At 36.0% G+C, this 20,737-nt stretch carries 23 protein-coding genes; 18 read left to right on the top strand and 5 right to left on the bottom strand.

Annotated elements, in window-relative coordinates; genetic code table 11:
• On the bottom strand, positions 1 to 975 hold the full coding sequence (locus tag K1X16_RS14065; RefSeq protein WP_225036864.1) for a hypothetical protein: 975 nt from the start codon (positions 973 to 975) through the stop codon (positions 1 to 3).
• A 247-nt stretch (positions 976 to 1,222) separates the two neighbouring features.
• Positions 1,223 to 1,990: a hypothetical protein gene (locus tag K1X16_RS14060; protein WP_225036863.1), complete on the bottom strand. Its 768-nt coding sequence runs from the start codon at positions 1,988 to 1,990 to the stop codon at positions 1,223 to 1,225.
• 229 nt (positions 1,991 to 2,219) lie between these two features.
• Here K1X16_RS14060 and K1X16_RS14055 point away from each other — a divergent pair, with 229 nt between their 5' ends.
• Complete coding sequence (locus K1X16_RS14055; protein WP_225036862.1) at positions 2,220 to 2,843, top strand: DUF4230 domain-containing protein; 624 nt, start codon at positions 2,220 to 2,222, stop codon at positions 2,841 to 2,843.
• 3 nt (positions 2,844 to 2,846) lie between these two features.
• Here the strand turns inward: K1X16_RS14055 and K1X16_RS14050 are convergent, their stop codons facing one another.
• Positions 2,847 to 3,155: a rhodanese-like domain-containing protein gene (locus tag K1X16_RS14050; RefSeq protein WP_195871427.1), complete on the bottom strand. Its 309-nt coding sequence runs from the start codon at positions 3,153 to 3,155 to the stop codon at positions 2,847 to 2,849.
• Positions 3,156 to 3,268: 113 nt separating this feature from the next.
• Between K1X16_RS14050 and K1X16_RS14045 the strand changes: the two genes are divergently transcribed.
• The 16 genes from K1X16_RS14045 (at position 3,269) to K1X16_RS13970 (ending at position 18,991) form a co-directional block, all read left to right on the top strand.
• Positions 3,269 to 3,841: a TetR/AcrR family transcriptional regulator gene (locus K1X16_RS14045; protein WP_225036861.1), complete on the top strand. Its 573-nt coding sequence runs from the start codon at positions 3,269 to 3,271 to the stop codon at positions 3,839 to 3,841.
• Between the two features lie 274 nt (positions 3,842 to 4,115).
• Entirely contained in the window at positions 4,116 to 5,189 is a 1,074-nt protein-coding gene (locus tag K1X16_RS14040) for an FAD-binding oxidoreductase (RefSeq protein ID WP_225036860.1), read from the top strand.
• Positions 5,190 to 5,285: 96 nt separating this feature from the next.
• The gene (gene paaA, locus K1X16_RS14035) at positions 5,286 to 6,242 is read left to right on the top strand and encodes a 1,2-phenylacetyl-CoA epoxidase subunit PaaA (protein WP_225036859.1); all 957 of its coding nucleotides are present in this window, start codon (positions 5,286 to 5,288) and stop codon (positions 6,240 to 6,242) included.
• 204 nt (positions 6,243 to 6,446) lie between these two features.
• Positions 6,447 to 6,731, top strand: coding sequence for a 1,2-phenylacetyl-CoA epoxidase subunit PaaB (paaB, locus tag K1X16_RS14030; protein WP_225036858.1), 285 nt, complete (start codon positions 6,447 to 6,449; stop codon positions 6,729 to 6,731).
• 46 nt (positions 6,732 to 6,777) lie between these two features.
• A complete protein-coding gene (locus tag K1X16_RS14025) occupies positions 6,778 to 7,125 on the top strand; it encodes a four helix bundle protein (protein ID WP_195871422.1) in 348 nt (115 codons plus the stop codon).
• Positions 7,126 to 7,255: 130 nt separating this feature from the next.
• On the top strand, positions 7,256 to 8,008 hold the full coding sequence (paaC, locus tag K1X16_RS14020; RefSeq protein WP_225036857.1) for a 1,2-phenylacetyl-CoA epoxidase subunit PaaC: 753 nt from the start codon (positions 7,256 to 7,258) through the stop codon (positions 8,006 to 8,008).
• 97 nt (positions 8,009 to 8,105) lie between these two features.
• Complete coding sequence (gene paaD / locus K1X16_RS14015) at positions 8,106 to 8,606, top strand: 1,2-phenylacetyl-CoA epoxidase subunit PaaD (protein ID WP_225036856.1); 501 nt, start codon at positions 8,106 to 8,108, stop codon at positions 8,604 to 8,606.
• Between the two features lie 71 nt (positions 8,607 to 8,677).
• Positions 8,678 to 9,457, top strand: coding sequence for an enoyl-CoA hydratase-related protein (locus tag K1X16_RS14010; protein WP_225036855.1), 780 nt, complete (start codon positions 8,678 to 8,680; stop codon positions 9,455 to 9,457).
• Between the two features lie 76 nt (positions 9,458 to 9,533).
• Positions 9,534 to 10,472: a pyridoxal-phosphate dependent enzyme gene (locus tag K1X16_RS14005; RefSeq protein WP_225036854.1), complete on the top strand. Its 939-nt coding sequence runs from the start codon at positions 9,534 to 9,536 to the stop codon at positions 10,470 to 10,472.
• A 136-nt stretch (positions 10,473 to 10,608) separates the two neighbouring features.
• Positions 10,609 to 11,781 carry a 3-hydroxyacyl-CoA dehydrogenase NAD-binding domain-containing protein gene (locus K1X16_RS14000; protein WP_225036853.1) on the top strand — a complete coding sequence of 391 codons (1,173 nt, stop codon included), beginning with the start codon at positions 10,609 to 10,611 and terminating at the stop codon, positions 11,779 to 11,781.
• A gap of 118 nt (positions 11,782 to 11,899) precedes the next feature.
• Positions 11,900 to 12,304, top strand: coding sequence for a PaaI family thioesterase (locus K1X16_RS13995; RefSeq protein ID WP_225036852.1), 405 nt, complete (start codon positions 11,900 to 11,902; stop codon positions 12,302 to 12,304).
• A gap of 20 nt (positions 12,305 to 12,324) precedes the next feature.
• Positions 12,325 to 13,185, top strand: coding sequence for a neutral zinc metallopeptidase (locus K1X16_RS13990; protein WP_225036851.1), 861 nt, complete (start codon positions 12,325 to 12,327; stop codon positions 13,183 to 13,185).
• Between the two features lie 158 nt (positions 13,186 to 13,343).
• Positions 13,344 to 14,552, top strand: coding sequence for a 3-oxoadipyl-CoA thiolase (pcaF, locus tag K1X16_RS13985; protein ID WP_225036850.1), 1,209 nt, complete (start codon positions 13,344 to 13,346; stop codon positions 14,550 to 14,552).
• Positions 14,553 to 14,563: 11 nt separating this feature from the next.
• Complete coding sequence (locus K1X16_RS13980) at positions 14,564 to 15,382, top strand: hypothetical protein (RefSeq protein ID WP_225036849.1); 819 nt, start codon at positions 14,564 to 14,566, stop codon at positions 15,380 to 15,382.
• A gap of 61 nt (positions 15,383 to 15,443) precedes the next feature.
• Positions 15,444 to 17,981 carry a phenylacetic acid degradation bifunctional protein PaaZ gene (gene paaZ, locus K1X16_RS13975; protein ID WP_225036848.1) on the top strand — a complete coding sequence of 846 codons (2,538 nt, stop codon included), beginning with the start codon at positions 15,444 to 15,446 and terminating at the stop codon, positions 17,979 to 17,981.
• A 257-nt stretch (positions 17,982 to 18,238) separates the two neighbouring features.
• A complete protein-coding gene (locus tag K1X16_RS13970; protein WP_225036847.1) occupies positions 18,239 to 18,991 on the top strand; it encodes an enoyl-CoA hydratase/isomerase family protein in 753 nt (250 codons plus the stop codon).
• Between the two features lie 3 nt (positions 18,992 to 18,994).
• Here K1X16_RS13970 and K1X16_RS13965 read toward each other — a convergent pair whose 3' ends face one another.
• A complete protein-coding gene (locus K1X16_RS13965; RefSeq protein ID WP_195871410.1) occupies positions 18,995 to 19,285 on the bottom strand; it encodes a hypothetical protein in 291 nt (96 codons plus the stop codon).
• Between the two features lie 104 nt (positions 19,286 to 19,389).
• On the opposite strand from K1X16_RS13965, the gene K1X16_RS13960 reads away from it, so the two are divergent.
• The gene (locus K1X16_RS13960) at positions 19,390 to 19,986 is read left to right on the top strand and encodes a transferase hexapeptide repeat family protein (protein ID WP_225036846.1); all 597 of its coding nucleotides are present in this window, start codon (positions 19,390 to 19,392) and stop codon (positions 19,984 to 19,986) included.
• A 107-nt stretch (positions 19,987 to 20,093) separates the two neighbouring features.
• On the opposite strand, the gene K1X16_RS13955 is transcribed toward K1X16_RS13960, so the two are convergent.
• Complete coding sequence (locus K1X16_RS13955) at positions 20,094 to 20,570, bottom strand: Lrp/AsnC family transcriptional regulator (RefSeq protein ID WP_225036845.1); 477 nt, start codon at positions 20,568 to 20,570, stop codon at positions 20,094 to 20,096.
• Positions 20,571 to 20,737 lie beyond the last annotated feature (167 nt).

The raw sequence follows: 20,737 nt of genomic DNA, 5'->3' as shown, positions 1-20,737 counted from the left end.
TTAATTATTTGAGATATTTTCCACTTTATAGTAAGGAACTAAATTAAAACTATCTGACTCAATGTTCATATAATTTGTTTGGTTCATTCTTTTGTGTCGTGCAAAATTAGTTGTATCATATATTTCCCAAACCGTTAGTTCATTTAACTGACCCGATTTGGTTTTTCGGTCAATTTCATTCTTAAGAATCATGCGGTCAACGGTCTTTTGGTCTGCTATTTTTAGCACCTTTTCAGAACGTATGCCATTGTTCATTTTGTAAACCACCCAGTATTTCGAATTGTTCGTTTTAGAATCCTCTGCTCTTGTTTGTGGTTGTCTTGGTAATGTAGATTTTGCTGCTTCAGTTGGATATGAAGGAATCCTATTGCTAATGAGATCAGTTTTTTGTGTGTTAATAGTCCGCTTTGATGTTTCAGTCACATGTGTTGCCTTTTTTCCCGATAAGCTCAAGTCTGTTCGACCTTTGTTATTTTCAGTTCCAAAGAGTGTTTGGTGGGTTAAAGAATCTAATCTTGCAGGTCCTTTTATATATGTTTTAAGTTTTTTAGGTGCATTTTCAGCACTAGCAATTATGTTTTTTTGTTTTATTATTTTATTGTGATTAAGGCGATGAGGTCTAGCTATTAATGGGGTAGGTTCTTCTAAGCCAAACGATTCATTTCTTAATAATGTTATGATAATTAACTTGTCTCGTAATACGGCTTCAATGGCATAACGCCCAACAGGTATGTCGGAAATTTTTATTTGCGCTACTGTATCTTTAACCTTTATGACGCGTTCAAAACCTTCTTCATTAAAAACCATAAGTTCGTAGATAGTACGGTCGCACTTAAAGGCAATACTGTCTTCTGTTTTGTTGAGGTAGTGTTTAAGCTCTTGAGCTCGTGTATTCGTATTTTGAAGTAATACAGATTTTTGACCATAAACTATGGATGACAAAAATAACAATACAATAAAGTATAGTAGTCTCATAATAAGTAGGTTTTTGTTTTGGGAAACAATTTTATCATCAAACAAATCCTATAATTTGTTTTAACATTATAAGCAAAGTTATTTACTTTTTAGTGTGTTACATTTTATTATAGATACGTGGTACGTTTTTTAGTTAATGTGCTGTGTCTATCGATATAACACATATATATCGTATAAGATGCTGTAGTCGTCCTGTTTAAAAGGGTCTAATTTTGTTGTTAATAAGCTCTAACAGTTAGAAATACGACTATAAATTTTGAATATTTTGACTGGTCATAAAATAAGGGGTTGGGTTAAATATATCTGTAGCCGATGAGTACACAAATTCTGGGTTAGAAACCTGATTTTCCATAAATTCACTTTTGTCGTAAACTTCCCAGATGGTTAACTTATTTAATTTTCCTGAATCACTTTTTACCTCTAATTTATGCCTAAGAATCATAGCTTCCACGGATTGCTGATCCACTAAACGCATTGTTTTACTAGAGCCGCTATCATTGTTTATTTGTGCTTCGGTCCAGAAATATCGTTGATTTTTTCTGTTCTCGTGTTCTGAGTTCTGACGAGTTAACAAAAACGCAATGCTTGTTTTAGGAGTACTCTTAATGACCTTTAATTCTTCATCTAACATCATGCCTTTGCCTTCTATCATTTGATTAGTGCTGAGCGATTTGTTAGAATAAGAACTGTTGTAATTTCCGTATTTTATTAATTCTATAATTATTACCTTGTTTGCTAATTTGGTTTCTATAACAAATTCTCCTATTGGTAAATCTTTTAAAGAAATCTGTGCCTTATTAGCTTCTACTGTTGTTATTAAATCGTACTCACCATTAAAAATTTCAACATTTTTAATTTTAGTATCGCACTCTAGCATTAAGCTATCCTTAGTAGTGTTTAAACCGTGTAATAACTCTTTAGCTTTTGGATTGGTGTTTTTGATTAATGTAATGTTTTGACTATAGCTATTAAGAGTCAAAAGTAGGACGAGCAATGTACTTATGTTTTTAATCATAACTATTACTTTTTTATGTTTTCGGGGTTGCAATAAATGGCCTTATTAAGCGACTTTATTTGCGTATTTAAAGACTAAGTTATAGCCTAAGTCCTTATCTTGTATTTATTTAGGATGTGTTGCGCTTTTTTTAGATAATACACCTTCACTGACGACATATGGTAAAAAAACAGGATTTAATTATACTATGTTTTCGGTGTGATCAGGTGTAATTTGTTTAAATTAGCCCATGCGAAAAATTGTATTTGGTGTCATAATTACCTTAGTTGTTTTATTTACATTTAAATATTGTGACGATAAAAAAGAAGCTGAAATTGTTATTGAAGAGCACAGTGCTTTAATTCAAGAACAAATTAAAAATGTCGGTAAGTTAGTGGTTACCGAAGGTCACTTTTCTGAAGTCTTTAGTTATAAGAATTCTAAAGCCATATTTGGAGATTTGGTGTCGGCAGAAAAGAAAGCACTCGTTGTAGTTAATGCTGATGTTACGGTAGCTTACGATTTAAGTGAAATTGAATATGAAATTGATGAAGCCACAAAAACACTTCAAATCATAAGTATTCCTAAAGAAGAAATTAAAATCAATCCCGATTTTGAATATTACGATGTACAAGCCGATTTCCTAAATCAGTTTGAAGCAAAGGATTATAATAATATTAAGGATACTGTAAAAAAATCCTTGATGAAAAGAATTGAAGCGTCCGACTTAAAATCAAACGCCCAAAATAGATTAATAACTGAGTTATCTAAATTTTTGATATTAACTAAATCCTTAGGATGGACGTTACAATACAATGAAAGCCCAATTGAAGATGTAATTCAGTTACAGAATTTTGAAGGTTTGGTAGATTAGTTCTTATACTAACTTTCGTTGCAAGCTGCTTATGCCACCACCATTTATGGCATCAATACCATTAGATTTTAACATACTCGAAGCACTGCCAGAACGCATACCACTTGCACAATAAGCAATTACAGGTTTATTTAATTTTTTAATTTCATCAATTCTATTACCCAATTCTTGAACAGGAATATGTAATGCGTTTTTTATATGTCCACCTTCATATTCGCTTTTGGTTCTAACATCTAAAATAATAGCACCTTTTTCAATGTATTCTGCAACGTTATTAGTCGATTTCCCAAATAGTGCATTTAATAATCCCATAGTATTTAATTTTTGTCAAAACTCGTAAAAGCATTCAAGATGAAACGTAACCAAAGTTACATTATTTTGATTTCAACTCAAAAATCTTCTTATTTTAGTGCTCTTCAATAGTTATGAAACCAGAAACCAGACAACAAGAAATTATACGCGTAGCCGCTAAGCTCTTTAAAGAAAAAGGTTATAGTGCGGTTACCATGCGCCATTTAGCTACGGCAATGGATATTAAAGCAGCGAGTCTTTATAATCACATAGAGTCGAAACAAGACATATTAGAACGTATTATCATTTCTTTAGCGGAAACCTTCACACAAGGCATGAAGCAAATTAGTGAGTCCAATGAAACTTGCATCGAAAAGCTTAAAAAAATTATTGAACTACACGTTCATATTTCAAGTAAAAACAGCTACGGTATGGCATCTTTAAATAACGATTGGATGCACCTTGAAACTCAACTTAACCACTACAAAAAACTACGCAGCGATTATGAAAATGACTTCAAAACCATTTTAGAAGACGGTATAAAATCCGGAGAAATTATCCATGCAAAACCAGATGTGATGATGTTTTCTATCCTCACGACCTTACGCTCACTCTACATTTGGATTCCTAAAAAAGAAGATTTAAATCTTGAAGAACTATCCGAAAACTTAAATAACATTCTCATTAATGGTATTGCCATAGAATAGCTAATAAATTATTATTTTGTTAGTTTATGGCGTTCAGAAAATCGAATTAACAAAAACTTTAGAATATATTTTATAACTTTGTCAAGTAAACTAACAGGTGTTAGTTAACAGAATATCCTGTAAGGTTTCCAAAACCTGACAGGTATTCAAAAGTTGTAAGTAAAACATAATAGTTCGCATTCCTGCAAGGTTTCGTTTTGGTGGCTGAGCGTAGTCGAAGTCAAAACCTAGTAGGTGTAAACAGAAAGATACCTCGTACAAAGCGTGGCACAAGATGGCAGAATTTCACAAATTAAAAGTCGAAGACATATATAAGGAAACAGAGGACACCTCTGTCATCACTTTCCATGTGCCTTCAGAATTACAAAACGCATTCAAATTCAGGCAAGGGCAACATTTAACCTTAAAAGCTGATATTGATGGCGAAGACGTACGGCGTTCCTATTCCTTATGCTCAAGCCCAGATGAAAAGCTTTGGAAAGTCGCGGTAAAATTAATTCCAGGCGGAAAATTCTCAACCTACATTAATAACGAACTCAAAGCCAATGACGATATCGAAGTCATGGCACCAAGTGGCACATTCGGAGTAGAAGTCAACGCCAAAAAAGCCAAAAACTATCTGTTTTTCGCAGCAGGAAGTGGTATCACACCAGTCTTGTCTATGGTAAAAGCACATTTGCAAGCCGAACCAAATTCAACAAGTAAGTTATTTTACGTCAATAAAACCGCAAAATCCATTATCTTTAAAGAAGAATTGGAACAACTGCGTAACAAATATTTCGGGCGACTAGAAATCTATTATTTCTTAACAAAAGAACGACGGGATATCGAACTATTCAACGGAAGATTCGATGACGACAAAATGAAAGTCCTCACAAAAACCTTCATCGATATTCCAGACACCAGTGAAGTATTTCTCTGTGGTCCAGAAAAAATGGTCAACTACGTGAGCGACTATTTAATCACAGCCGGATTACCAAAAGAACTCGTTCATTTTGAACTCTTTGTAACCGGACTTTCAGACGAAGATATCAAGCGCGCCGAACGCTTAGCAAAACAAAATGTAGAAGGGACAGAAATCACCATCGTAGATGGCGGAAAAGAATTTTCCTTCACTATGACAAAGGAATACGACAACATCCTCGACGCAGCCCTTGGCGCTGGAGCCGATTTACCATTCGCCTGTAAAGGAGGCGTGTGCAGCACCTGTAAATGCGAAGTTAAAGAAGGTGCCGTGGAGATGAAAATAAATTACGCATTAGACGATAAAGAAGTCGCACAAAATTTGGTGTTAAGTTGCCAATCCGTACCAACAACCGATAAAGTTGTGGTCGATTTTGATGTGTAACAAATTCCTTTGAAAAAAGGAATCTCAATAACTTGTCATTCCTGCGTAGGCAGGAATCCACTAAATATTAATCATTATTCACTAATATCAAAAGTAATGAGTGAAGAACAAATAAAAAATCTAGAAAAACAGTTCGAAGCACGTATCGCAAGAGACGAAAAAATCGAACCCAAAGACTGGATGCCAGAAAAATACCGAAAAACACACATTCGCCAAATGTCGCAACACGCCCATTCCGAAATTGTAGGTATGCTTCCAGAAGGCAATTGGATAACGCGCGCACCGTCATTACGACGAAAAGTAGCCTTACTCGCCAAAGTTCAAGATGAAGCTGGTCACGGTTTATACCTTTATTCAGCAACAGAAACACTCGGTATTTCTAGAGATGAAATGTACGAGCAATTACATACCGGAAAAGCAAAATATTCATCCATATTCAATTACCCAACAGTTACTTGGGCAGATATGGGAGCTATTGGTTGGTTGGTTGATGGCGCAGCCATTATCAATCAAGTGCCATTGTGTAACACCTCTTATGGTCCTTATGCAAGAGCGATGATTCGCGTCTGTAAAGAAGAAAGTTTCCACCAACGTCAAGGTTATGAAATCATGATAAAACTGGCAAACGGAACACCAGAACAAAAGGAAATGGCTCAAGATGCTTTAAACCGATGGTGGTGGCCAAGTTTAATGATGCTGGGCCCAACTGACGCTGAATCCATTCACACCGAACAATCCATGAAGTGGAAGTTAAAACGAAAATCAAATGACGATTTACGTCAACAATTTATAGACCAAACCGTACCACAAGCCGATTTAATCGGACTCACCATTCCGGACCCAGATTTAAAATGGAACGAAGAACGCCAAAGTTATGACTTCGGCGACATCGATTGGGACGAATTCTGGCAAGTAGTCAAAGGCCATGGACCAATGAATAAAGAACGTATGAAAGCAAGAGTTGGCGCATGGGAAGAAGGCGAATGGGTTCGCGATGCAGCAATGGCGTATGCCGATAAGAAACAAGAACGAAAAGAGAAACAAGTAGTTTAATTTAGACAATAGATATTAGACCGCTTTGCTGTTAGATTATAGACAAAGCAGTCCTTTGACAAAAAATAATAATATAATAGTTGAGATTTTGAATCCTTGGATTGTCCCCTTGAGGGGACTTTAGGGGTGTTTTTAAGATAGTAATAGTATAAAGTATAAATTGAAACGATTCATATTCGAGTTCAATTTCAAATTCAATTTCATATGAGTAAAAACTGGCCACTTTGGGAAATCTTCGTAAGAAGTAAAAACGGATTAGAACACAGACACTTTGGTAGTTTGCATGCCGCAGACGCTGAAATGGCATTAGAAAATGCAAGAGACGTATACACCAGACGCAACGAAGGCGTTAGCATTTGGGTTGTAGAAAGTAAAAACATCACAGCATCCAATCCAGAACACAATGGAGAGATGTTCGAACCAGCACATGACAAAGTCTATCGTCATCCTACGTTTTACGATTTACCAGATGAAGTGAAGCACATGTAATGTTGAAAATGAACTTGAAGTTGAACTTGAAACTAAAATCGTCAATATGAACAACAAGTACAATTTAACAGAACGACTAGAAGACTTTGCTGCTCTGGTTATTCTAATTTATGACAAAAAACCATTGTCTTATGCTGGCGATTATCTAGCAAAACAACTTATTCGTTCGTCTTGTTCCTCAGCACTAAATTATGGCGAAGTTTTAGGTGCTGGAACTGACAAAGATAAAATCAATAAACTTAGAATTTGTTTAAAAGAACTAAGGGAATCATTAAGAAATATAAATATTCAAATTAAAGCTAAACTCGTTTCGGAAGAAACTATAGGTAACTTAAAAGATGAAAATGACCAATTAATTCGAATAATAGTAACAAGAATTAAAAACATTAATTAAAAGAGATTGAGATATAATGCAAACAAAAACAACATTCAATTTAAATTTCAAACTCAAAATATAAAATTTTAACTACAAGTTTGATTTCAACTTTCAAATTCGATTTCAAATTCAAATTCAAGTTCGCTTTATGAAACAAGAATTATACAACTACATCCTAGGCATAGCAGACAACAGTCTAATCCTCGGCCAACGCCTAGGCGAACTTACAGGTCATGGTCCTACCCTAGAAACGGACATCGCTTGCACCAATATCTCACTAGATTTATTCGGTCAAGTACGCAGTTATTTCCAATACGCAGCTAAAATCGCAGGAGATGGCAGAACCGAAGACGACATAGCTATGCTCAGAAAAGAGCGCGAATACGTCAATGTATTATTAGTAGAACAGCCAAACACTAATTTTGCTTACACTATGGCACGTCAGTTTTTATTTGATGTGTACCATTTGGCTTTTCTTTCAGAATTAGAAAAAAGTAAAGATTTAACGCTGTCGGCAATTGCAAAAAAATGTATCAAGGAAGTACGTTACCATGAGCGATTTTCATCGGATTGGATAAAACGTCTAGGGGACGGAACAGAGGAAAGCAAAGCAAAAATGCAAGAAGCCATCAACGATTTATGGACATACACTGATGAATTATTTCATCAAACCGAAGCCGATAAAGCAATGGTATCAGAAGGCATTGGCGTGGATGTAACGCAATTAAAAGATAATTATTACCAACGTGTTAACGACATATTAGAAGAAGCAACACTAGAAATCCCAGAATCAAAATATTTTCAAAAAGGAGGCAAAAAAGGCATTCACACCGAACATTTAGGGTATTTATTAGCCGAATTACAATATATGCAACGCACATATCCTAATATGGAATGGTAACCCAATTCCTGCGAAAGCAGGAATCTCATGAATGATAAACTAAATTTCAAATTAAAACTATATGTCACTCTGAGCGTAGTCGAAGAGTCTCAATAGAATGACAACAACAGAACAAAACATAGACAAAAACCTAATTGAGATTTTATCCAAAGTCTCAGACCCAGAAATCCCAGTCCTTTCCATAATGGACATGGGAGTCGTACGTTCTGCTCTGATAGAAAATGATATCGTCAAAGTAAAAATCACACCAACCTATAGTGGTTGTCCTGCTATGGACGTCATTGGAGACGATATAAAAAAAGCTTTAAAAGAAGCCGGTTACGAATCAGAAATCGAACTCATCCTGCATCCAGCATGGACCACCGATTGGATTACACCAAGAGGTAGAAAAGCGCTTGAAGATTACGGCATAGCAGCACCATTAGAGGCAGAAGCAGACAAAGATGTATTGCTCAACGAAAAACGGTTGGTAAAGTGTCCGCAATGTGGTTCTACCAACACAAAATTAGTAAGTCAGTTTGGTTCCACAGCATGCAAAGCACAATTTCAGTGTGACGATTGCCATGAACCCTTCGATTATTTTAAATGTTTAAAGTAAAGTCACGTCAGTTCGAGTGAAATTGCTTTTGGGCAATTTTGTATCGAGAACATATAAAAGAAAAAGATTAAATGAAGTCAATTGAATTAAAAATAGAAAACAAAATAGCAACCATAACGCTAAATAGACCAGAAGTCTTCAATAGTTTCAATCGTGAAATGGCTTTAAGTTTACAAAGCATTTTAGATGATTGTGAAAACAATTCTGAAGTCAGAGCCATTGTCCTCACTGGAAATGGAAAAGCTTTTTGTGCAGGTCAAGATTTAAAAGAAGTGACTGACCCAGATTCAAATCCAGGATTCAAAAAAATATTGGAAGAACACTATAATCCAATTATCACAAGAATCAGAAGCATTAAAAAACCAATTACAGGAGCCATAAACGGTGTTGCTGCAGGAGCCGGAGCAAATATAGCTTTAGCTTGTGACATAGTAGTTGCTCATGAAAAAGTAAGCTTCATTCAAGCCTTTAGCTTAATAGGTTTAGTACCAGATAGCGCCGGAACCTATTTTCTGCCAAGATTAATAGGTTTTCAAAAAGCACAAGCCTTAGCCATGTTAGGTGATAAAATTTCAGCTGAAGATGCAGAAAAAATGGGCATGATTTACAAAATGATTCCATTGGAAAACTTCGAAGAAGAAGTAGAAAAATTAGCATTAAAACTAGCTAACATGCCAACAAAAGCATTGGGAATGATAAAAGAGTTATTTAATAAATCAATGACCAATACTTTAGAACAACAACTCGCTCTTGAATCAAAATTACAAATAGAAGCAGCACAAAGCGACGATTACAAAGAGGGTGTTGCCGCTTTTATTGAAAAGAGAACACCAAATTTTAAAGGGAATTAGATTTACTCGTTTACTCAAAATTTTAATCAGAAAATTGTCCCCTCGAGGGGACAATCCTGACCAAGATTATTCTAGTATGCAATTAAAAGAATTACTACTACAAACCCACACCAGAATAAAACCCTTTATTCACAATACACCTGTCTTAACTTCAGAATTATTAAACGAAAAAGCCGAGTGCAATTTATACTTCAAATGCGAAAATTTCCAAAAAATGGGAGCGTTTAAAATGCGAGGCGCAACCAACGCTATTCTTTCGCTTTCTGAAGAAGAAAGACAACGCGGTGTCGTTACGCATTCTTCAGGAAATTTTGCCCAAGCGGTTTCATTAGCAGCTCAAAATCTAGGCATAAAAGCTTATATCGTTATGCCAGAAAACGCACCACAGGTTAAGAAAAATGCTGTTAGAACATATGGAGGAGATATCATTGAATGCGAATCGACATTAAAAGCAAGAGAGGAGACAGCCAATAAAATAAAGACAGAAAGAGGCGCCTCATTTTTACATCCATCCAATCAAGACGAAGTGATTTATGGTAATAGTACAGCTGCTATAGAATTACTGGAGGAACAGCCTAATTTAGAGGTCATTTTAGCACCCGTTGGAGGCGGTGGATTATTAGCAGGCACAGCCCTAGCTGCTCATCATTTTTCTAATAATTGTGAAGTTATTGGAGCAGAGCCAATGGAAGCCGATGATGCTTATCGTTCCTTAGTTTCTGGGCAAATTGAAACAAACAAGACAACCTTGACAATTGCAGATGGTTTGCGAACAAATTTAGGAAATCGTAACTTTCCAATTATCAAACAGCATGTTGAAAAAATAATTCGTGTGGAAGAAAATGAAATTATTAACGCTATGCAATTAATTTGGGAACGTATGAAGATTATTATTGAACCTTCGAGTGCAGTGGCTTTGGCAGCAGTTTTGAAACATAAAGAAGAATTTAAAAACAAAAACGTCGGTATTATTTTATCTGGCGGCAATGTAGATGTGACAAAACTTCCCTTTTGATGAATTTAAGAATTGTCCCCTTGAGGGGACTTTAGGGGTGTTATCAAATTGAAGAATGAATTAGAAGGTTTCAAAACCCTTGTAGGTATTTAAAATAAAGTTTAATTAAAAGTTACCCACTTTCGTGGGCATAAAGATGAATATAGGAATAATAGGTTCTGGAACCATGGGAAGCGGCATAGCACAAGTCGCGGCAACTTCAGGCTGTAAAGTAAAATTATACGATACTAATCAAGCAGCTTTAGACAAAGCAAAAGCTTCATTGGAAAAAATATTAAATCGCTTAATCGAAAAAGGACGGATAGATGCAGAAGAAAAAAACAGAATTCAATCCAATATCAGTTATCTTGATGCTTTAAAAGACTTATCTGATTCAAATCTAACGATTGAAGCCATTATTGAAAACCTTGACATCAAGAAAAAAGTGTTTTCAGAATTAGAAAGTTATGTGTCTGAGGATTGTATTATCGCTTCTAACACCTCAAGTTTGTCTATAGCATCCATTGCAGCATCCCTAAAAAAGCCAGAACGTTGTATTGGCATTCACTTTTTTAATCCGGCACCTTTAATGAAATTGGTAGAGGTTATTCCTGCCATTCAAACCTCAAAAGAAGTGCTTGAAAAATCAATTCAAACCATTTCCGATTGGAAAAAAACGGTTGCTGTTGCCAAAGATACACCAGGCTTTATTGTCAATAGAGTGGCAAGACCATTCTATGGCGAAGCTTTAAGAATTTATGAAGAAGGCATAGCAGATTTCGAAACCATAGACGCAGCAATGAAAGAAATCGGAGGTTTCAGAATGGGACCCTTTGAGTTAATGGATTTCATTGGAAACGATGTCAATTACACTGTAACTGAAACCGTTTTTACAGCGTTTTATTTCGACCCAAGATACAAACCAGCATTCACGCAAAAACGTTTTGCCGAAGCAGGCTACTTAGGACGAAAATCTGGAAGAGGCTATTATAATTATGATGAAAATGGAAGAAAAATAGAATGTACATCTGTCTCGTCGAGCGCAGTCGAGACGTCTCTTTCTGAAACCATTTTAAATCGCGTCCTTATCATGCTCATCAACGAAGCAGCAGACGCCCTATTTTTAAACATCGCATCAGCCGAAGACATAGACAACGCCATGACCAAAGGCGTCAACTACCCAAAAGGATTACTTGCTTGGGCAGACGAAAAAGGTATCAATTGGTGCGTGAGTAAAATGGATGAACTTTACAACGAATATCATGAAGACAGATACCGTTGTAGCCCGTTATTACGTAAAATGAATAAAGAAAATAAAACGTTTTTTTAATACAACGTCAGTTCGAGTGAAATTGCTTTTTCTGCAATTTTGTATCGAGAACAAATGAAACTTCTCGATACAATTTGCTCGAAACTCACAAATCACTCGAAGTGACGAAAGAATATATATGACAGAAGAACAAATCCCACATAAAATGCTATCCCAAGACGCATACAGCCAATGGCTAGGAATAGAAATCCTAGAATGCGAACTTGGCAGATGCAAAGTGGCCATGACCATAAGAAAGGAAATGCTAAATAGTATGGGTAAAGCTCATGGAGGCATCAGTTATTCTCTCGCAGATACCGCTTTTGGGTTTGCAGCAAATACACATGGTAAATATGCTGTGTCTATTGAAACAAGCATTAATCATATTGAAGCGTTGAACGAAGGCGATTATATTGTTGCAGAATCTGTAATTGAAAGCGTTAAAAACAGATTAGGTTTTAATATTGTTGAAGTCAAACGCGAAGAGGAATTAGTCGCACTTTTTAAAGGTGTCGTATACCGAACGCAAAAAGATTGGAAATAAAAAACGAAATACAATAAATTATGAAATGGAAAGGTAGGAGACAAAGTGGTAACCTTGAAGATCAGCGTGGCATGGGAACCAAAGGTAAAGTTGCAGCGGGAGGTGGTGTAATTGCAGTTGTGGTAATTCTTTTACAACTCTTTGGAGGTGAAACCGGACAACAAATCGCACCAATCATAGAGCAAGTAGCCAATAGTCGAACAACACAACAAGTTGAACAACGCGAATTGACCAGCCAAGAACAAGAAATGGGAGGTTTTATGGCAACTGTTCTGGCCGATACCGAAGATGTATGGAGCCAAATATTTAGAGATTACAATTTAGGAGATTATAAAGAACCAAAAATGGTATTATTCATAGATGCTGTTAATACGGCATGCGGAAGTGCAACCTCAGCTTCCGGACCGTTTTATTGTCCAGGAGACCAAAAATTGTATATGGATTTGGCTTTTTTCGACGAGTTAAAAACGCGATTCGGAGCCAAAGGTGGCGATTTTGCCATTGCTTATGTGACTGCTCATGAGGTTGGGCATCATATTCAAACTATCCTTGGTACATCTAATAAAGTAAGACAATTACAAAGTCAAACCAGTCAGACCGAAGCCAATAAACTGTCTGTAGCACAAGAATTACAAGCGGATTTCTATGCTGGAGTTTGGGCGCATCACAATAGGAAATATTTGCAAGAAGGAGACATTGAAGAAGCCTTAAGTGCAGCTAATGCTGTTGGTGACGATGCTATACAAAAACGAACAAGAGGTAGTGTGAATTCAGATAGTTTTACGCATGGCACATCAGAGCAGCGTATGGAGTGGTTTATGAAAGGCTATAACACAGGCGATATTAGAAATGGAGATACGTTTTCTGCACTTTTAGATTAGTCAATTCCTGCGAAGGCAGGAATCTCAGAATAAAACAGAACAGAACAAACCAAAATCAAAGACTTAAATAAATAAGTTTTTTAAGACCGAGTAAAAACACAAGATTCTCACTTTTGTGGGAATGTAATCAAAAGATACCCACTTTCGTGGGCAATACTATGGAAGCATACATAATAGACGGCATTAGAACACCAATAGGAAACTACAAAGGCACATTATCAGTCGTAAGAACAGATGATTTAGGAGCACTTGTCATTGCAGAAATCGTAAAACGAAACCCAAACATCCCAAAAGACGCTTACGACGATGTCATCATGGGATGCGCCAATCAAGCAGGAGAAGATAATCGAAATGTCGCAAGAATGTCCTCACTTTTAGCAGGATTACCTTTTACTGTGCCAGGCGAAACCGTAAACCGACTTTGTAGCTCAGGATTATCCGCAATCATTCACGCCAACAGAGCCATAAAAGCAGGCGATGGCGACCTTTTTATTTCAGGGGGTGTTGAAAACATGACCCGTGGACCGTACGTTATCGCCAAACCATCAACCGGATTTGGAGGTGATTCAAAAATGTACGATTCTACATTCGGGTGGCGTTTTATCAATCCAAAAATGAAAGAGATGTATGGGACAGATGGTATGGGAATGACGGCTGAAAATCTTGTAGAAAAATATAATATCTCTCGCGAAGACCAAGATAAGTTCGCGCTTTGGAGCCAGCAAAAAGCCACCAAAGCACAAGAAAATGGTCGACTAGCAAAAGAAATTGTAACTGTAGAAATTCCACAACGCAAAAAAGACCCAATCCTTTTTTCAAAAGACGAATTCGTAAAACCTAACACGTCCTTAGAGGTTTTAGGAAAACTAAGACCAGCCTTTAAAAAAGAAGACGGAAGTGTTACGGCAGGAAATTCATCAGGATTAAACGATGGCGCGGCAGCAACAATCATAGCATCAAAAGATGCCGTGCAGAAATACAATTTAAAACCATTAGCAAGAATCGTGAGTTCGGCTGTGGTTGGTGTAGAACCAAGAATCATGGGAATTGGTCCTGTTACAGCTTCTAATAAGGCCTTAAAAAAAGCAGGTTTAACTATGGAAGATATGGATGTCATCGAGCTTAACGAAGCTTTTGCAGCACAAGCTTTGGCATGTACGAGAGCTTGGGGATTAGCAGATGATGACCCTCGACTCAACCCTAACGGGGGAGCCATAGCCATAGGTCATCCACTTGGCGTTACCGGAGCAAGAGTCGCGTATTCTGCAGCTTTGGAATTGAAAGAACAAAACAAAAAATACGCTTTGGTAACGATGTGTATTGGCGTTGGACAAGGCTATGCCGCGATAATTGAAAATGTGAATTAAATTATCCATATATGTTTTTTAAAAAAATAGGATTTCTTTTTCTAAGCGTAATTTTCGTTTTTGTTTCATGTCAGGAAACGAAATCTAAAACTACTTCAAACCCAATAAAAAATACAGGTAAGAAGGTGGTTGCTAAGAAAAAAGATAGTGCTGTTAAATTAAAAGCGGATAGCGTTATCGATATTTCCGGTAGCTATGAATTAATAAAAGGGGAAACTTTTTATGAAGATGAAAAACACATAGCAATCCACAATAGTGAATTAATTATAAACCGCCTTTCAGAAACCGATTTTGGATTCTATTCCGCTTATAAAGAAAAAGATATCACGCCGATTAGTGATTTTGGTGTGCTAAGAAGTTTTAAAAATAAATTTTATTTAATAAAAATATGTAATGGAAATGGATTAGGTTTCGATGCTTATGCTCAAGAAAATTTCACAGCAGGAACTTACCTCTATAATCAAGTGATGATTAGAAAAAATAAGAATCTACTCTCTGTAATAGAATATGGAAGTAATTTTAGAAGGTATCTAATTTATAAGAAAAAGAAACCGGGTTCAGAAGCTTATGTTTCATTACAAAAAACATTAGAAAAGGCTAAAAATGCTTTCAGAAATTATACGTTAGAATACAATAAAGCAGAGGAATACGACAAAAACAAATTACAAATAGAACATCTTTTTAAAGATAGTATTTGGGTTTCTAGACATAAGCATAAAGAAGAATATGCATCTTTCGATTATTTGCATACTTATGCAAATCCATACCAGAACGGTAGATTTATAAAACAAGACAGCATTTTTTATAAAGAATTTAATGCTTATAAATAAGATAAAGACAACATCAAGTTTCCGTGAAAACGGAAATCTCACAAAATAAACCAAAAAGTTTATGAGAAAAATAGAACATTATGTAACTGGTTCTTGGACAACAGGAAAAGAAGAAGGAACACCAATCCTTGACGCCGTTACAGGCGAAGCATTCACAAGCATTGCTATTGAAGGTTTAGATATTCCGGAAATCCTAAACTACGGAAGAACCAAAGGCGGCGAAAAACTTCGTAAAATGACGTTTCAAGAGCGTGGAAATATGCTCAAAAGTTTAGCACTATATCTTACCAAGAGAAAGAATGAGTTTTACGATTTGAGCTACAGAACAGGCGCCACAAAAGTAGATAGTTGGATAGATATTGAGGGAGGTTTCGGAAACTTATTCGCCAATGCGTCACTAAGAAAATTGTTCCCTAACCAACCTTATCATGTAGAAGGCGATGCTATCGATTTATCTCGTGGTGGACGTTTTATGGCGCATCACATAATGGTGCCTAAAAAAGGCGTTGCGGTTCATATCAATGCGTTTAATTTTCCAGTTTGGGGCATGTTAGAAAAATGTGCTGTCAATTGGATGGCGGGAGTTCCTGCAGTCGTTTTACCAGCACCTTCATCCTCGTATTTAGCGGAAGCTGTAGCGAGAACTATTATAGATTCAGGTATCCTTCCAGAAGGTGCACTTCAAATTATAAACGGTACCGTAAAAAACATTTTAGATACAGTTGAGTCACAAGACGTTATCACTTTTACAGGTTCAGCGCAAACAGGACGATTGCTAAAAGCACATCCAAGATTAATTCAGGAGTCTGTACCATTCACCATGGAAGCCGATTCTTTAAACGCATCAATACTTGGAGAAGACGCGATTCCTGGTACACCAGAATTCGAACTATTCATCAAAGAAGTAAGAAAAGAAATGACCGTAAAAGCAGGACAAAAATGTACGGCCATCCGCCGAATTATTGTGCCTGAGAATTTAGTGGAAGACGTTCAAATGGCATTAGGAAAAGCACTAGATAAAGTTACGATTGGAGACCCAAGATTAAAAGAAGTCCGAATGGGCTCTTTGGTCAGCCATCAACAAGTACAAGCCGTTCGAGATTCGGTCAACGATTTGTCAAAAGAAGCGCAAATTGTATATGGAAATTTAGACGACATAAATACCATTGGAGCAGATGCCAAAAAAGGCGCTTTTATAAGTCCGATTTTATTGCGGGCAGACCATCCATTTCAGAACACCATCATTCACGAACGTGAAGCCTTTGGGCCAGTAAGTACCATTATGCCTTATAAGAATTTAGACGAGGCTATTACTTTAGCGCAAATGGGTAAAGGTTCACTGGTGTCTTCAATTGCGACTAACGATGATAAAATCGCTAAAGATTATGTCGTAAATGCTGCAAGTCATCACGGAAGAATATTAGTTTTAAATAGAGAAAGCGCGAAACAAAGTACAGGACATGGTTCGCCATTACCATACTTAGTGCATGGTGGTCCTGGTCGTGCAGGAGGAGGTGAAGAAATGGGCGGCATGCGAGGCATCAAACATTATTTGCAACGTACAGCCATTCAAGGTTCGCCATCAACGATTACCGAAATCACAGGTATTTACCAACAAAACGCCAAATATAAGGAGGCAGAACAACATCCGTTTCAATACCATTGGGAAGATATCCAACCAGGAATGTCCTTAAAAACCCACAAACGAACACTAACTGATAATGATATCCAGAATTTTGCCAATTTAACTTGGGACCACTTCTATGCACACACCGATATTACGTCATTAGACGGCAGTATTTTCGAAAAAAGAACGGCTCATGGCTATTTTATCATTTCTGCAGCAGCAGGATTATTTGTATATCCAAATAAAGGACCAGTAGCTGCAAATTATGGCTTAGATAGTATCCGTTTTTTAAGACCATTATATCATAACGATACTATATATGTGCGTTTAACTTGTAAGGAAAAAGTAGACCGCGATGTGGCTTCTGCAGAACACCCAAGTGGAATTGTAAAGTGGCATGTTGAGGTTTTTGATGCTAATTTTGAAAACCGTCCAGAAAGTCAGAAAACAGAAAAAGATAGTCCCTTAGTTGCTGTTGCAACCATATTAACGATGGTAGAGAAAAAGCAAGAAACTTTTGTAGAGATGACAGAAGAAAAAATAAACGAATGTCTTTCTAAATTAACAGCAGATGCCAAGCCAAAATGGGGAATCATGACACCACAACACATGGTTGAACATTTAGAATATACCTATAAAATTGCTTCAGGCGACATACAAGATTTTGAAATTGCAACACCAGAAAAGATTTTAGAAAAAGTACATCATAGTTTATATAATTATGATAAATTTCCACTAAACTCTCAGTTTCCTCAGTTGGAAAAAGACAAATTAGAAGATTTGAAACATCCTGATTTGGAAACGGCAATCGAAAAATTCAAAGCACAGCGTGAAAGATATATTGAATATTTTAAAGAACATCCAGAAGCTAAATTGAAAAATTTGGTATTTGGTGAATTAAATAAATATGAATCGTATCTTTTAGAGCGAAAGCATTTGAATCATCACTTCGAGCAATTCGGATTGATATAGTTTTGTCATTCCTGCAAAGTCGGGAATCCACAAAGAATAAAAATAACGTCACTTCGAGTGATTTGAGAAGCATGAACAAATTGTATAGAGAAGCTCATGATAAAGTTCTCGATATAAAACAGCTAAAAAAGCAATTTAACACGAACCAATTAAAAACAAGAAGTTTGTTATTACTGCGAAAGCAGGAAGCCACAACAAAAGAGTAAGTTAAGAATAGATTCCTGCCCTCGCAGGAATGACAATAAAATAAAAGAAAAATGAGTGAACCTTATGTTAAGATTAATATTGAGAACGAAGTAGGCTACATAGAATTCTTCCATCCTGCACACAATTCCTTACCAGGTGCTATATTAGCAGAACTAGCACAAGTTATTACAGATGCTGGAGCTAACGATGCAATTAGAGTTATTGTTTTAAAAAGTGGAGGCGACAGAACATTCTGTGCAGGGGCAAGTTTTAATGAACTTATAAATATTAATGACGAAGCTACAGGTAAAGTATTCTTTTCCGGTTTTGCTAATGTGATTAATGCCATGCGTAAATGTCCGAAATTTATCATCGGACGTGTTCAAGGGAAAACCGTTGGAGGCGGTGTTGGTTTAGCCGCTGCAACTGATTATTGTATGGCTACTAAATTTGCAGCTATTAAGTTAAGTGAGCTTAATATTGGTATCGGACCATTTGTTGTCGGACCAGCCATAGAGCGTAAAATGGGATTAAGCGCTATGTCGCAAATTGCAATCGATGCGAATACGTTTTATTCGCCAGAATTTGCTAAAGACAAAGGTTTATATACTCATGTTTTTGATAGTACAGAAGCTTTAGACGAAGCGGTAAAAACAACAGCAGAACATTTATGTACTTACAACACAGAAGCCATGCTTGAAATGAAAAAAGTATTCTGGCAAGGCACAGACCATTGGGATACTTTATTAGCAGAACGCGCAGTCACTAGTGGACGATTGGTGCTGAGTGATTTTACAAAAGAAAAACTAAAAGGGTTTAAATAAAATTTATTCAACGTATACAACACTATGTTTAGGTATTGTAACCCCTTGTTTTAGTATAACAAAATCAGAAGTTACAGCCCAAATAGTGGTGTTTACACTCATCAACCTATTCGTATTATCTTTAAAATATATTTTAACTTTAGTTTTTAATAGGTTGCCTAGTTGAGTTGCGCGTTCTAAATAATGAGTCCTCAATTTTTGTTTTTTAAGACTTTGTAAAACTTCATCATTAGAAAATCTTAATTGAGGAATATTTTCCTTTTGTATCACGCAAGAAGGTGTCGAGTAATTCATGTTTTTTCATTTTTATCTTTTAATAGTCTACATAAAGATAGAAAACCTTACGTTTTATTGCGATTTTTATGATTATTTAACAGCATGTAAAGTATAATAGTAATATGATTTATAGTTTTAAAGGTTACATCCCAGTCGTTCATGAAAGTAGTTTTGTTCATCCATTAGCTGCAGTTACCGGAAATGTTATCATCGGTAAAAACTGTTACATTGGTCCAGGAGCAGCTATTCGTGGAGATTGGGGACAAATTATTTTAGAAGACGGTGTTAATGTTCAAGAAAATTGTACCGTACACATGTTTCCGGGAAAATCCATAACCCTACAAGAAAGCGCACATGTTGGTCATGGAGCTATTATTCATGGGGCCAATTTAGGACGCAATTGTTTAATTGGTATGAATACCGTAATCATGGATGACTCTGAAATTGGTGATGAATGCATCATAGGCGCCATGTCTTTTATAAAAGCCGAAACCAAAATCCCATACCGAAGTTTAGTAGTTGGAAACCCAGCAAAAATAATACGAGGTGTAACGGATGAAATGATTGCTTGGAAAACCAAAGGCACTGAATTATACCAACAATTACCTAGCGATTGTCATGAGAGTTTAAAGGAAGTCGAGCCACTGAGGGAAGTTCCAGAAAACATGAAAGTTCAAGATGATGTTTATAAAACGCTTCGGGAAACGTTTAAGAAATAGTGTCACGTCACTTCGAGTGATTCCGATTTTTTTATCGGAATTGTATCGAGAAGCCGTAATTTAATTCTCAAAAAATAAAGATTGTTAGGTGTTGAAAGCTTCCAAGACTACAACACCCGACTCAAATCAATCTCATTAGTTTCCTTACTAGTCGATAAAGCAATCAAACTCTGAACATTTCCCAAATAAGGAAGCAGCGTTAATTTTGAAATGATAAACGTTTCATAAGCTTCGATATCTTCTACCACCAACTTCAATAAGTAATCAAAGTTTCCACTTACTCTATGGCATTCTACAACTTCAGGAAAATTATTGATTTCATTGACAAACTTTTCCAAATAACTTCTAGTATGGCCTTGCAGCGTGATTCCAATAAAAACGGTCAGTTTTAATCCAATTTTTTTATTGTTGAGAACAGCGACGTACTTCTCAATATAACCTTCCTTTTCAAGTTTTTTAATCCGTTCAAAAATTGGAGAGGTTGTCATTCCAAGTTCAGAAGCAATACTTTTTGTCGTTCGATTACTATTTTCTTGAAGTATTTCTAGAATTTTAGTGTCAATTTTATCTAAAACTTGAGCCATGAGAATATTATTTTTTAAAACGGATATAATCGCAAAATTAAAGAATTATAATCTGCAATTGTAAATTTATAAAGAATATTATTCTGTTTTTAATTAATACAAAAGACTTTAACAATTGAAATAATCAATATGTATTATCTTTAGTTCTTATTATATTGTTGATAATA

The sequence above is a fragment of the Winogradskyella sp. SM1960 genome (assembly GCF_020179375.1).
Taxonomy (GTDB): domain Bacteria; phylum Bacteroidota; class Bacteroidia; order Flavobacteriales; family Flavobacteriaceae; genus Winogradskyella; species Winogradskyella marina.
Note: the sequence above shows the minus strand (reverse complement) of the source record. Positions and strands in the feature narration are given on the sequence as shown.